At 59.8% G+C, this 13,316-nt stretch carries 13 protein-coding genes; 7 read left to right on the top strand and 6 right to left on the bottom strand.

The window, feature by feature from the left end; translation table 11 throughout:
- Positions 1-75 precede the first annotated feature (75 nt).
- A complete protein-coding gene (locus CU_RS00145) occupies positions 76-927 on the bottom strand; it encodes a sulfite exporter TauE/SafE family protein (protein ID WP_231837686.1) in 852 nt (283 codons plus the stop codon).
- Between the two features lie 243 nt (positions 928-1,170).
- On the opposite strand from CU_RS00145, the gene CU_RS00140 reads away from it, so the two are divergent.
- Positions 1,171-2,355 (top strand): IS256-like element IS3503 family transposase, encoded by a 1,185-nt coding sequence (locus CU_RS00140; protein WP_012359292.1) that lies wholly within the window; start codon positions 1,171-1,173, stop codon positions 2,353-2,355.
- 455 nt (positions 2,356-2,810) lie between these two features.
- Here the strand turns inward: CU_RS00140 and CU_RS00135 are convergent, their stop codons facing one another.
- The 5 genes from CU_RS00135 to CU_RS00115 form a co-directional block, all read right to left on the bottom strand.
- On the bottom strand, positions 2,811-3,149 hold the full coding sequence (locus tag CU_RS00135) for a transglycosylase family protein (protein ID WP_012359291.1): 339 nt from the start codon (positions 3,147-3,149) through the stop codon (positions 2,811-2,813).
- Between the two features lie 212 nt (positions 3,150-3,361).
- Complete coding sequence (locus CU_RS00130; protein ID WP_012359290.1) at positions 3,362-4,165, bottom strand: SDR family NAD(P)-dependent oxidoreductase; 804 nt, start codon at positions 4,163-4,165, stop codon at positions 3,362-3,364.
- Positions 4,166-4,167: 2 nt separating this feature from the next.
- A complete protein-coding gene (locus tag CU_RS00125; protein WP_081477606.1) occupies positions 4,168-5,145 on the bottom strand; it encodes an SMP-30/gluconolactonase/LRE family protein in 978 nt (325 codons plus the stop codon).
- A gap of 344 nt (positions 5,146-5,489) precedes the next feature.
- Entirely contained in the window at positions 5,490-5,813 is a 324-nt protein-coding gene (locus CU_RS00120) for a hypothetical protein (protein WP_012359288.1), read from the bottom strand.
- Between the two features lie 150 nt (positions 5,814-5,963).
- Positions 5,964-6,503: a recombinase family protein gene (locus CU_RS00115; protein WP_012359287.1), complete on the bottom strand. Its 540-nt coding sequence runs from the start codon at positions 6,501-6,503 to the stop codon at positions 5,964-5,966.
- Between the two features lie 271 nt (positions 6,504-6,774).
- Between CU_RS00115 and CU_RS00110 the strand changes: the two genes are divergently transcribed.
- The 6 genes from CU_RS00110 (at position 6,775) to CU_RS11070 (ending at position 13,271) form a co-directional block, all read left to right on the top strand.
- Positions 6,775-8,274, top strand: a complete 1,500-nt coding sequence (locus CU_RS00110; RefSeq protein WP_012359286.1) for an MFS transporter — start codon at positions 6,775-6,777, stop codon at positions 8,272-8,274.
- A 17-nt stretch (positions 8,275-8,291) separates the two neighbouring features.
- Positions 8,292-8,864: a TetR/AcrR family transcriptional regulator gene (locus CU_RS00105; protein ID WP_012359285.1), complete on the top strand. Its 573-nt coding sequence runs from the start codon at positions 8,292-8,294 to the stop codon at positions 8,862-8,864.
- 276 nt (positions 8,865-9,140) lie between these two features.
- Positions 9,141-10,019 (top strand): hypothetical protein, encoded by an 879-nt coding sequence (locus CU_RS00100; RefSeq protein WP_231837684.1) that lies wholly within the window; start codon positions 9,141-9,143, stop codon positions 10,017-10,019.
- Positions 10,020-10,435: 416 nt separating this feature from the next.
- Entirely contained in the window at positions 10,436-10,918 is a 483-nt protein-coding gene (locus CU_RS10835; protein WP_012359283.1) for a type IIL restriction-modification enzyme MmeI, read from the top strand.
- Between the two features lie 62 nt (positions 10,919-10,980).
- Positions 10,981-12,804, top strand: coding sequence for a DNA methyltransferase (locus CU_RS10830; protein WP_012359282.1), 1,824 nt, complete (start codon positions 10,981-10,983; stop codon positions 12,802-12,804).
- Positions 12,720-13,271, top strand: a complete 552-nt coding sequence (locus tag CU_RS11070; RefSeq protein WP_311197126.1) for a type IIL restriction-modification enzyme MmeI — start codon at positions 12,720-12,722, stop codon at positions 13,269-13,271. Before CU_RS10830 ends, CU_RS11070 begins: the two co-directional genes overlap by 85 nt.
- The last annotated feature ends 45 nt before the right edge of the window (positions 13,272-13,316 follow it).

Raw genomic sequence — 13,316 nt, 5'->3', positions numbered from 1 at the left:
GTTCTCACCAGCGCCTGCCGGCAGCCCCAAACAGCTTAGTCAACGCCCGAAACGCCCCAACCAGGAGGCGTGAGCCTAGGCGAGCAGGTACTCCTGCGCGAGCACCACTGCCGCCATCAGCAGCACAAAGACCCCGAAGGCGCGCTTCAACTTCGCCGCAGGGATGTGGGAGCCCAGCAGCGTGCCAAGGATCGTACCGGCCATCGCGAGCCCGGTGAGGCTGCCGAGCGCCTGCCAGTCGACGTCCACGTGAAGGATGTGGGAGAGGAACCCCGAGGCCGACTGCATCGCCACAACCAACAGCGAGGTACCCACCGCGGCAGGCATCGTAAAGCCCACGAGCAAGGCGAGTGCCGGGACGACGAGGAAGCCGCCGCCCGCTCCGACCAGCCCGGAGATCACGCCGATGCCGAGGGCGGCGAGGACGATCTTCACCTTCTGCGCCCGGGTTAGTGGCAGGCTCGCTGCGGTTCCTACGCTGCTTGGGGTCGCTTTCCCGTCCGTGGCGCTCGGCGGCGCGGGTGCGGATGGCTTCCTGCCGCGGACCATGCCGATGCCGGAGGCGATCATCACGATCGCGAAGATCGTCATGACGACGATGCCGGGTAGCAAGGCGGTCAGTTGCCCACCCGCGAAGGCGCCCAGCATCGCCAGCCCACCGAAGACGACGCCCGTCCCCCACCGGACGTTTCCTTTTTTATGTCCCCGTTCCCGCTGTTCCTTGGTCGGCCGGGCGTGCAGGAACGTTGAGAACAGGCTGGTGAGCCCGACGATGAACAGGGAGCCGGTGATGGAGTCCTGGGTGGGCCAGCCTGCGATATAGCTGAGGATCGGCACCATGAGGATTGCCCCGCCGCCGCCGAAGAGCCCAATGGTGATGCCAACGAGGATGGCAAGGACATGGGCGGTGATCAGTGCAGCGGACAATCTTTCACTTCCTGGCTTAAGGGTGGTGCCGAAAGTTTTCTCAACTCTTGTGCCATCCATGCTAGATGGCGCTGTGGGCGTGGCTCACCGCGGGTTAAGTAAAGAAAAGTGTGTCCGCATGCCACCATAACCCCAGACCACACACCACAAATCACCAAAGAATAGCTCCCCGAAAGCTATTACCCACACCATCCCGCACCTCCGGCCACATTTGTGCTAACCGCACACCGGTTGGATTAAAGGATGACCACCAACCGCCCCAGCTGCCCACTATGCGGCAACAACACAAAGAAAAACGGCACCACCAGCAAATCAACCACCCGTTGGCGCTGCACCCACTGCGGACACTCCTTTACCCGCAACATCCAAACCCACAACAAAAACACCGCCACCATGGCTTTGTTCATCCAATGGGCCACCGGCACCCAATCTCTAACCACCTTCGCCGCACACCATGGCGTAACCAGGCAAACCATGCACCACCGATTCCGATGGTGCTGGTGGATCATCCCCACACCCACCATCGACTCATTCCGCATCCATGACCAAATCTTCCTCGACGCGACCTATCTAAAGTCCGGATGCCTCCTGATCGCAGCCAGTAAAACCCACGTCATCAACTGGACCTGGGCCAGACACGAAACCACCGCCGCCTACACCGAACTCCTACGCCCCATTGCCGCACCACTAATCGCAGTCACAGACGGCGGACAAGGTGCCCAATCAGCCATCCACCACTGCTGGCCAACAACACGCATCCAACGCTGCCTCGTCCACGCCCAACGAACAGTCCGCCGCCACACCACCAGCAACCCCCGCACCGATGCCGGCAAAACCCTCTACCGCCTAGCCCTGAAACTCACTCGCATCACCGACCTTGACCAAGCATCCACATGGGTCGCCCACCTGCACGAATTCGACCACACCTACCGGGAATGGATGAACGAGAAAACCACCATCAAAGACCCCGTTACCGGCGCCTACACCAAGGTCTACACCCACCAACGCGTCCGAGCGGCCTATCAATCATTGCTATCTCTGCACCGCAGAGACCTGCTGTTTACCTACCTGCAACCCCCACCAACAACCATCGACCCCGACAACCTTGCAGCAACAACAAACAGCCTCGAAGGTGGCATCAACGCCCCCATAAAAGAACTAGCCCGCAGACACCGCGGACTATCACTACCGCATCAACGCACAGTGATGGATTGGTGGCTGTATCTACATACAGAAGTCCCTGACGATCCGGTCAAGATCGCCAGGGACCAACGATGGGGTCAAGACGCACTTTCCACAGCAACAGACCTGATCACCCACAACACCACAGCCACTACCAATGACATCGGTGCACCAGCAGAATACGACACCGCCATCGACACCAGCTACCAACACAACCTCGGCATCCAAAAAGGCTGGATCAAATAACCGCAACACGCCCGGAAAAGACACACTTTTCTTTACTTAACCCCTCACCGCTGGCCTGAAAAATTGAGGTAGAAAGCGCAAAACCATCGAGCGGGGGGGGGGTGCTCGATGGCTTTACTTCCGGGGAGTCACATCCCAACCATCCTCATCAGGGGGGTTGGAGGATATGCGGTTGGGCAGACATCAACCCGGCACAAACGATAATAACGGTTTGGAAAAGATTTTAAAAGTCAATGCGAGTTTTAGTTTCACGTCACCAGCGAATTCGCAGGTCAAGCACCGGAAATTTCTTGATTTTCCAGGCTGTAATCCTGCTCACTGGAGGGGTTAGACCTTGTTTTTAACGCGCCCTCCGGCCGGTACAGGCAGGTACAGCAAAACCCCGGCCGTACTATTGCCGGACCGCTATTGCCGGATCCGCGGGAGCTAATTCCCGCGGGGCGCGCGGAGCCCCCTTAGGCAACCGGGCCGCCGCAGTTCGGCCATGCGCCAGCGCCCTGGCCGGCCAGAACCTTCTCAGCAATCTCGATCTGCTGCTCCTTCGTGGCCTGGTCAGCGGTCGGTGCGTACTGCGTGCCACCGAAGCCCGCCCAGGTCTGGGCCGAGAACTGCAGGCCACCGTAGTAGCCGTTGCCCGTGTTGATGTGCCAATCGCCGCCGGACTCACATGCTGCGACCTGATCCCACTGGTCGACAGATGCTGCGTTTGCCGTCGGTGCAACCAGTGCCGGTGCTGCGATCACGCCGGCTGCCATTGCGAGGCGGGTCAGGTTGGTCTTGACGGACTTGCGCATAAAGTATTCGCTCCTTCGTCTTTCGGTAATGATGTGGTTACGAGTTCGCCAACGTACCGACGACGCACCCCCGCCCGTCAAGCGAATTCGCGGAAATTTGGCTTTTCACCCTGCCCGCTGTTACCCATGCAGGCCTCTCACCTGCGCGTATCCAAATCCCCTGATAATTCCCTGATGATGCCGCTACGGTGCCGCGTCACCGTCCTTTTCCCTCACCCTTTCCGCAGCGCCCGCCGCCCACTGGCGAGAACAAAGGGCATCGCCAGGCGCATGAGGCCGGCCTGCGCCCCCACCCAGCGCTGGAAGCGACCGCCGAGCGCGGGGAACACGATCTCCGCTGGCCTGCCGAACAGCGGGCGCTTCTTGAAGGACCGGACGATGGTCTCGGCGATCACTTCCGGGCCCACGGACTTCTCGGCGAAAGCCGCGACCGCCGAAGGGTCACGCTTCTCCTGTTCCAGCATCTCAGTCCGCACTCCGGGCGGGTGCACGAGCGTGAACGCCACGCGGCTCGCGCGCTCCTCGATGGCGACGGTGTTGATGAATGCGCGCAACGCATGCTTGGTCGCGCCATAGGAGGAGTAGCCGGGCAAGGGAAGGAAGCTCGTCATGGAGCACACAGTCACGATGTGCCCGCCGCGGTCCTTCATGTACCGCATAGCTTTCAGCGTGCCGTACATGGGGCCAAAGAAATTTACGTCCACCATCTGCCGGTGTTGATCATTTGTGAGGTCACGTGCCCAGCCGGTGTGGATCATCCCGGCGTTGTTCACCAGGATGTCCACCGGGCCGAGCTGGCGTTCCACCTCCCGGAAGACCGTGGACCACGCTTCTTCGTCGCGGACGTCGTGGTCCACACCGATGGCGCGGACGTTCCTGGGTAGTTCTTCAGCAACGGAGCGGGCGGCGTCGCCGTTGATGTCCGTGACGGCGACGTCGTAGCCAGCCTGGGCTGCTGCGCGAGCGGTTGCTGCGCCGATGCCGCGGCCGGCGCCGGTGATCAGGACGACACTCATGCTTATGCCCCCTCTAGGTCGATGATCTCGATGCAACCTTTGCGCGCGGGGCCACCGATCGTAGGGTCATCGTTAATCGTGGTGGCGCAGAACAATGTGCGTCCGTTATCGCCGCCCAGCTCCACGTCGAGCGTCTTGTTGCCGGTGCGGATGCGCTCCACGACATGCCCGCCGGGCTTTACGAGCACAACCTCCGCACGCGTGGCATTGGCAATCCAGATTGACCGACCGTCACTATCCAACGCAATCCCATCGGGGGCCAGCGAGATGGGCAGGGCGTTGGCGATGTGCGGGTTTTCCAGCACGCCGGCGGCCGTGCGGACGATGGTGCCCAGCGGTGAACCGGAGTTGAGCTGCTTCCACAGGAATTCGGGCATGAGCTTGGCGTACGGCCGCGGGTTGACCAGCACGCCGCCATCGTCAACATCGCATTCGGTCAACTGCAAGCGCAGGGTCTCGGCGACAACGACGGAGCCGCCAGGCAGTTGCACCGTTCCATTGGGGAAGAGCATGTCCGGGCCGGTTCCTGCAATCGTGCCGTCCGGGGCGATGCACACCACTCGCGTCGAGGGCGGTCCCGGTGGTTTGTACAGGTGGGAGTTCGCGTTCTCCCGGTGGAAGGCGTGGTAATCAAAACCGAAGTTGCCCACGTAGGCGTATCCATCGGGCGTGACCATCATGTCGTTGGCGTGGCCACCGCAGTAAGCACTGATATCTGCGTGTTGTGTCAGCTCGCCGTCGGTGCTGCGCCGCCAGATGACGTGCTGGTCCATGGAGACGATGAGCATGTCACCGTTGGGCAGAAAGCCCAGGCCGCCCGCGCGACCGGGGATTTCGCCCAAGACTTCTTCCCCACCTGATTTAGTCCAGCGGTGAAGAGTGCCGGTTGCCATGTCCACGAAATAGAGGGCCCCCTGGTGCCAACGGAGTGACTCGGGGACGCCGTATCCATCGAGAAGAACTTTCGTTGCCCTAACCATGCGCTCATAATATGTCCGGAAAAGCCGAAGCGGGCGGACTCCCCAAAGAAATCAGCCAGTTAGTGTGACAGCAAGGCCCCACATTTCCCAGACGCAAAGGAACCCCAGGCCTTGCGACCTGGGGTTCGTGTTGTGGAGCATAGGAGAATCGAACTCCTGACCTTCTGCTTGCAAAGCAGATGGAGCATCCACGCAGGTAGAGACGTCATCTGGTGAGCATCGAGCTCATGCGACGACACTGTACACTCTCCGCGTGCCATATACGTGCCATAGATGCCCACCCGCGCTAGCAACGAAAAGACCCCCGCCCGATAAGGGCGAAGGTCTTGTTCCTCGTTTTCGTGCTACTCGCCTGACCACGCGGTGTTTCTCGCGGGCGTCTCGTACTCGCGGTACCGAACCCCGTACTGTCCGCGCTCTAGCGCACTAATCTCGATTTCCAGATTCGGGCCTTCCGGACCTCCGAGCAGGACGTACCGCTCGTCAAACTCGAAGGTGAAGGTTCCAGGGGTGGATTCGCCTTCAACTAGGTAAAGGCCGCCCCGGGGATGCTCTGCGGTGAACACATGTCGGTCAATCCCCGAGCCCCACTCTCGCGGGTTGATTCTTCCGTAGTCACCCAAGGTGAGCCAGCCGATTCCCTCAACCCTGTGCCATTCGGTGCTCATTGCGAATCCCTTCTTGGTTCTGTCGTAACGCTGAAAACCGGCGGTACCGGCCCGCCAAGAGGACGAAGCTCATTTCGCCCCGAAACGCATTTTACCAGCCCCTTCCGGGCACAAGATCTACCTCAAAGACAGGTACACCGAGACAGCGAGCTAGCTGTAGTTGTAAACCGTCTGTCGACTGATGCCGAAATGCTTGGCAATGGCGGTAACGGATTTGCCGGCCTGACGCATTGCCTTGAGCTCAGTGGCCTGCTCGCCGGACAGCGCCGCCTTACGGCCCTTGTACTTGCCCTTGGCCTTGGCAATCGCGATCCCCTCCCTTTGACGTTCAAGGATCATGGAGCGCTCAAACTCAGCCACGGCACCAAGCATCGAGAGCAAGAGCGTGTTCATCGGAGAATCTTCACCCGTGAACTTCAGATTTTCCTTGTGAAACTCCACGGCAACGCCCTTGGCCGTAAGCTCACGAACCACCCGGCGCAGATCCTCAAGATTTCTCGCCAGGCGATCCATCGAGTGAACAACGATGGTGTCCCCCTCACGCACGTTATCGAGCAAACGTACAAGTTCAGGACGATTAGCATCCTTGCCACTGGCCTTGTCGGTGTACATACGATCGACGGCCACACCGTCGAGCTGTCGTTCAGTGTTTTGGTCGATGGTGCTGACTCGCTGGTATCCGAAGCGCATGGCGTTTGTCCTGTCCACTGGTTGGCAAATGTCTAAATAGATTCTATGACCCTAGTAGACACTTGTCCGACAATGGCCCTGAGCACCCTATTTGGACATGCTTCGGAGGCGTGCAGGAGTGTCCACCTAGGGTGTACCCAAATGAGCGCCACGCTCGTAGTCACTGGCCTTAGGCGCCGTGAACAGGGAGTGACGCGGATCTCTCTCGCAGTAGACATAACTACACCATCCATCCGGTACACTTACGTTGTTCACGATTAAGGAGACGCGCATGTCCACGATGACGAAACGGCGACGCTGGTCGCTGCTGGTGACTGTCGGAGCGGGGGTCCTACTGATCACCCTCGACAACTCGATCCTGTACACGGCATTGCCGACACTGACCGAGGACCTTGAGGCATCAAGCACCCAGAGCCTGTGGATCATCAACGCCTATCCCCTGGTGATGGCGGGCCTGCTGCTCGGTAGCGGGACCCTCGGTGATCGCATCGGCCACACGCAGATGTTCGTCGTCGGCCTGGTGATCTTCGGGTTGGCGTCCCTGCTCGCAGCGTTGGCGCCGTCGCCCGAGGTGCTGATCGGTGCACGCGCTGTGCTCGCTGTCGGTGCGGCAGCGATGATGCCGGCAACCCTGGCACTGATCCGCACGTACTTCACGGTCGAGCGCGAGCGGAATTTTGCGATCGCGATCTGGGGCAGCCTGTCGGTCGTCGGGTTCGCTCTCGGTCCGATTCTCGGCGGCACGCTGCTCGAGTTCTTCTGGTGGGGCTCGGTGTTCCTGGTGAACGTGCCCGTAGTGGCGCTGGCGCTGGTTGCTACCTGGTTGATCCGCCCGGCCAATGACTCGGATCCTTCGAAGCGCTGGGATGCCGTGTCTTCGATACTGGTGATGATCGGGCTCGTCGGAACGGTGGTGGCCATCAAGGAGATCGGCCACGCGCCCCCGTCTGTCGCGACCATTGTTGTTGCGCTGCTCGTTGCTGCCATCGGGTTCTGGCTCTTCGTGCGCCGTCAGCGGCGCCTGGAGAATCCGCTGCTGGAGTTCTCCATCTTCCTCAACCCGGCGTTCAGTGCTGGCGTGCTCGCCGCGGCGTTCGCGATGTTCGCCATCGGTGGCATCCAGCTTGTCACCACGCAACGGTTCCAGCAGGTCGTCGGCTTCAGTCCGCTGGAGGCTGGGCTTTTGGTTGCCGTGATTGCCGTGGGCTCGTTGCCGACAGCGCTCCTGGGTGGTGCCTTCTTGCACCGTGTCGGGCTGCTCGCGCTGATCACCGGTGGTCTCGCCGTCGCCACCGGCGGCGTCGTGGTGACGGTAGTCGGGTTCCAATCATCCTTCGGCGTGCTGGTTCTCGGCCTTCTGGTGACGGGTGCCGGTCTCGGAGCTGCCATGTCGGTCGCCTCCACCGCCATCATCGGGAACGTGCCGGTGCGCCGTGCAGGCATGGCCGCTTCCCTCGAAGAGGTCTCCTACGAGTTCGGCAGCCTCATCGCCGTGTCCGTGCTCGGAAGCCTGCTCACGGCCATCTATACCGCCAGTGTTGTCCTCCCCAACGGCGCACCGGCGGCGGCTGGTGACGGTATCGCTGAGGCACTGGAGGCGGCGCAGGGAGACGCCGCCATCATTCAGGCGGCCTCCACGGCCTTCGACTCCGCGTACCTCGTCGTGATGCTAGTCGTTGCCGGCGTCCTGACAGCGGCCGCTGTCATCACGGGAGTGCTGCTGCGTCGGTACCTGCCTGGCACGCAGTCGCAGCTGCACTCCGAGCACTGACCACGAAAGGACCGCTCATGCGGACCAGCAAACGAGACTCCATCCTCCAAGCCGCCCTCCACGTTGTCGAAACCGACGGCGTCACGGCCGTCACGTACGAATCGGTGGCCGCCGCCTCCGGACTCACCAAAGGTGGGCTGCTCTACCACTTCCCCTCGAAGGACGCCCTGGTGCTCGCGCTGCACGAGCATCTTGCCGAGCGCTGGGACCACGAGATGATCAACGTCCTGGGCAAGGACCCAGACGAGGCAACGCAGGACGAGCGCGTCGCCGCCTACGCCCGCGTGAGCGCTCGCAGCGCCACTGGCCCCGAGCTGCTGCTCATGCTCGAGGCGAGCACCGACAGCGAGCTCAACAAGCCGTGGAGAAGGGTCATCTCCCGATGGATACCCGACCCTGCCGAGATTGACCCGACTGACCCTCGGGCGCTGCAGAAGATGGTCGCGTACCTTGCCGCCGACGGACTCTGGCTTAGCGAATCCGTCGGAGCCGCCCCCCTTCCGCCCGAACTGCGCGCCGCGCTGGCAGAGCACCTCGCCCACTCCGTTGCGGACGCAGCCGGAACCTCGAGCAACGCGGCGAACCGATGAGCGCATCCATCTCGCAGATCTGAACCGATCCAGGTTCGCTGCCGCTGCCTTTCGCCTTCTCAAGAGGCTGCTCGTTCGCGGCCTCGTCGAGTCAGTGCCATACAGGGGCACCCCAGCGGGACAGTTACGGCGCAGTAGTTTGCTGTTGCCAATAGGCTCGGTCTCGCCATTTTTGCGACACATCTGTCGCACTGGGTGTACCCCATAATGACATTTCTCTGCACCGATTGTCCTGGGATGAGCGTTAGACTGCTGCAAGGTGAAAAAGTGAACAGGATGGGAACAAACAAGAAAATGGACTTGGTGAGTCGAAACGTCCGTGGGGCCGTGCTTGGCATGGCTTCCTACGTCGCCCCGATTGATGCGTACATGAGCTGGGCACGGTTCGGGTTCGTCCATCCGGAATACCCAGACCCCGCGCCGATTCGGGACAACCCAAATCTGTACAGTTCTTGGGATATTTGCTCCACCCTGTCGCGGAGCGTGGATTGGTCAAACCAAGAACAAGCATCGTGGGGACTTCGTGCTCTATCGCAATTTGTCAGATCAGCCACATGCGACCGATTCGACGATGCGCACGACTTCGACCAGATCTTGGATGACATTCGCGTTGCCTGCAAAGAAGACGGCTTCGAGTTCCAAGACGACCCTCGGACCATCTCCCAAACCAATGCTATCCCGCTAGATGAACTGAACCTTGAGGGATTGTCTACCACCGACGGCATCTACGCAAAGATCAAGAAGATCAACCGGGCTCTCACAAACGACAAGGACAATCTAGAGGTTATCGGCTTTTCCAAAGATCTTATGGAAGCCACAGCCGGCGCTATCCTCAAGGAACGTGGTCTCTCCGAGAATGAAGTCAGGAGGATGAACGCGACAACTCGGTGTAGTCGGGCCATGGCAATCGTGGGCATCACTACCGATAACGGTTCCGGAAAGATCGCCGAAGGCCTTGCCCTAGTACGCAAAGCATTGAACAAGCTCGTGGACGGTGCATCTGAGATGCGCCGAGAGGATACCGACGAGGGCCACGGTATGCCAGGTACCCGTTTCGCCAGCGATGGGCAGGCGCAACTAGCTTTGTCAACGGCGCTTCTGTGGTGTCACTACGTCCTAGACAAGTTTCACGAGGAAGATTCCGTTCCGTTCTGAGATTGGCCCACCATCTTGAGAGCTTCCCACTCCACCTAACCTACCCCTGCTAGGGCCAGCAGGAGCACAGCGCAAAAGGAATTCAGGGTACCGTCACGGCACAGAGCAATGTCGGGCAGGCAGCTAGCTACCCGGCGCGCCATGAGGTGACTGTTCCATTTCGTTTGTTTTCCAAACAGATCAGACCAGCTAACCACCGGTAGCAATCCTATCCTGACAAACGACACTCAGTTGGAAGGTGAGACCTACCCCAGGGGGTATACCCCCACCCCCGCGTACCACATCGATCGTGATTACGGGTGCCATCTTTTGTACAGGTTTCAAGGTCGATGAGAACGAACACGCGGACATAGTCCTCGCTTATCCGGTGTGCTGGATACGATTGAAAATGTCTGTCAAGAAAAAGGGGTCCACCGGTGTCCATCGTTTCCGCGCCGATCGCGCGCTCAACCATCAAAGCGAACCTAGACGACTTCTCTCACGCGTGGCGCAAGAGAATCGACGGTTGGAAAGAAAGTGCTAAGGAGGCAACTGAGAAGTCAGCAGCCCAGCAGTTCTGGTCCGATCTGTTCCGCTGCTTCGGGATCATCCCGGAGCGTATCGACCTCTTCGAGCGTGACGCTGTTCGAGCATCCACCGGACGGTCCGGCTGGATTGATCTGTTCTGGTCCGGTGTCGTCCTGGGCGAAGCCAAATCCCTTGGCCGCAACTTGGACGTAGCCCACAAACAAGCCTTGGACTACCTCGCCGGTGGATCCATCGGCCAGCACGAGTGGCCGAAGTATGTGATCGTGTCCGACTTCGAGAATATCCGCCTCACCCGGCTTGGGGACGAAGGTTGGGCTGAGACCTTCACGATCGATGAAATCGGCACTATCTTGATCAATTCAGGTTCCTAGCAGGCTACGAGACGATCACCAAACAGGAAGAACGGGAAGCATCGATTGAAGCTTCCCGTCTCATGGCAAAGTTGTTCACGGCGATGGCCGGTGACGATGTGGACGAAGCCACCGGCGACGAAGCCCCCACGGATCCAGAGGATGAGGACGAAGCAACTCAGCGGTCCTCTATGTACCTGACCCGCCTACTCTTCCTTCTCTACGGTGACGATGCTGGCCTGTGGGAAGAGGATCTGTTCTACCGATTCGTGCTCAACCACACTAACGCCGACAACCTTGGATCCCAGCTCAACTCACTGTTCGAGGTGTTGAACACCCCGGAGAATCACCGCCGAAGGGTGCCAGACCACTTCGCGAAGTTCCCGTACGTGAACGGATCCATCTTCGCTGACTCACTTCCTCTTGAGTTCTTCGACCACGACATGCGCGAAGCCCTCCTAGACGCGTGCCGCTTCCACTGGTCACGTATCTCTCCGGCTGTCTTCGGCTCCATGTTCCAGCTGGTGAAGTCCAAGGAAGCCCGCCGAGCAGACGGTGAGCACTACACGTCAGAGAAGAACATTCTAAAGACTCTCGAGCCGCTGTTCCTGGACGAACTGCGGGACGAAGCCAAACGCCTGATTCAGGCGAAGTCAACGCCGGGGGAAAAACCCCGGGAATTCCGGGGCTCACTGGCGGATATGGTCTTCTGCGATCCCGCCTGTGGCTGCGGCAACTTCCTTGTTGTCGCTTACCGAGAGCTCCGGAAGATCGAAACCGCTGTGATCGTGGCAATCCGTGAACGCGAAGGCGAAGCAGGAATGTCTCTGGACGTGTCGTGGGAACAGAAGCTCAGCATCGGACAGTTCTACGGGTTCGAGCTGAACTGGGGGCCGGCGAAGATCGCAGAGACGGCCATGTTCCTTGTCGATCACCAAGCCAACCTCGAACTTGCAGACGCTATCGGAGCAGCGCCCGACCGTCTTCCGATTGAAATTACGGCTCACATCGTCCATGACAACGCCCTAGCCCTGGACTGGTCCGAGGAATTACCCGCAACGAAGGGTCAGACCTTCATCTTCGGTAACCCTCCATTCATTGGTCAGTACTCCAAGACGAAGGAGCAGACCGCCGACATGCGGCGGGCGTGGGGCGCAGACTACGACGGCTATCTCGACTACCTGACCGCTTGGCACGCCATGACGTTGCGGGTGCTCTCCGACCGAGCCGGAGAGTTTGCTTTCGTTACCCCCAATTCGATCACCCAGGGACAGCCCGTTCCCGCCCTATTTAGGCCAATCCAGCGCGAAGGCTGGCGGATCAAGTTTGCCCACCGGACCTTCGCGTGGGACTCGGAAGCACCTGGAAAGGCTGCCGTTCACTGCGTCATCGTTGGGTTCACGAAGGATCGTGCAGCAAAACAGCGGCTATGGGATTACCCGACCCCAAACAGCGATCCTGTTCCCCAAGAGGTCGTCAAGGGAATCAACGCATACTTGATCGACGGCCCAAATATCCTGGTCTCCAAGTCCATGAAGCCGATTTCAGCGGAGCTCCCTCTTGCTGCCCAAGGGTCGAAGCCAGCTGACGGGGGCAACCTAATTATTGAGGTGGACGAGTACGAGACGGTAATGGCAGACCCAGTTGCCGCCAAGTATGTTCAACCGTTCCGTATGGGTCGAGAGCTGGTCAGGGGACTTTATCGCTGGTGCTTGTGGCTTGAGGATCTCCATCCGGCAGACCTCTCGAAGTCTCCAGTGCTGACTGAGCGCATAGAAGCGTGTCGGAAGTTCCGGGAGAACTCCACTCAAAGCGGTGACGCATACAAGCGCCGAACAACTCCCCACTTGATGAAGATCAGCCCGTACCGCGCCCAACTGATCCATACATTGGAATACCCCGTGTAGTCTCCGAGAGCCGCCGATACTTCGCTGTTCAACATCTAGAGCCAGAGGTAATCGCCCGAGAGAAGGTCTATACGGCGGTTGACCCGCAGGGATTATTCTTCGGACTTGTCTCTTCGTCCATGTTCATTACCTGGTTGAGAGCAGTCGGAGGACGCCTCAAGTCGGATTTGATTTTCTCTAACACCCTCGTTTGGAACACCTTCCCGGTTCCCGAGCTGACCGAGAGACAGCGAGAGACGATTATCAAGGCGGGTCAACGCGTTCTAGACGCCCGAGCCCTTCACCCAGAACGCTCTCTCGCAGACCATTACAACCCGCTAGCAATGGATCCCGTCTTGCTAAGGGCACACGATGCTCTTGACCGTGAGGTGGATCGCGCCTTCGGCGCTCCCCGCAAGCTGACCACCGAGCGCCAGCGCCAGGAACTCCTCTTCGAGTCATACGCGCGCATGACGTACAAGAAGTAGACGAGGGCTCCGTCCCCTTGCCGGCTCAGGAGGATTCCCTGGGCC

This window comes from Corynebacterium urealyticum DSM 7109, from assembly GCF_000069945.1.
Lineage (GTDB): Bacteria > Actinomycetota > Actinomycetes > Mycobacteriales > Mycobacteriaceae > Corynebacterium > Corynebacterium urealyticum.
This window is presented reverse-complemented; position numbering and strand designations above follow the sequence as displayed.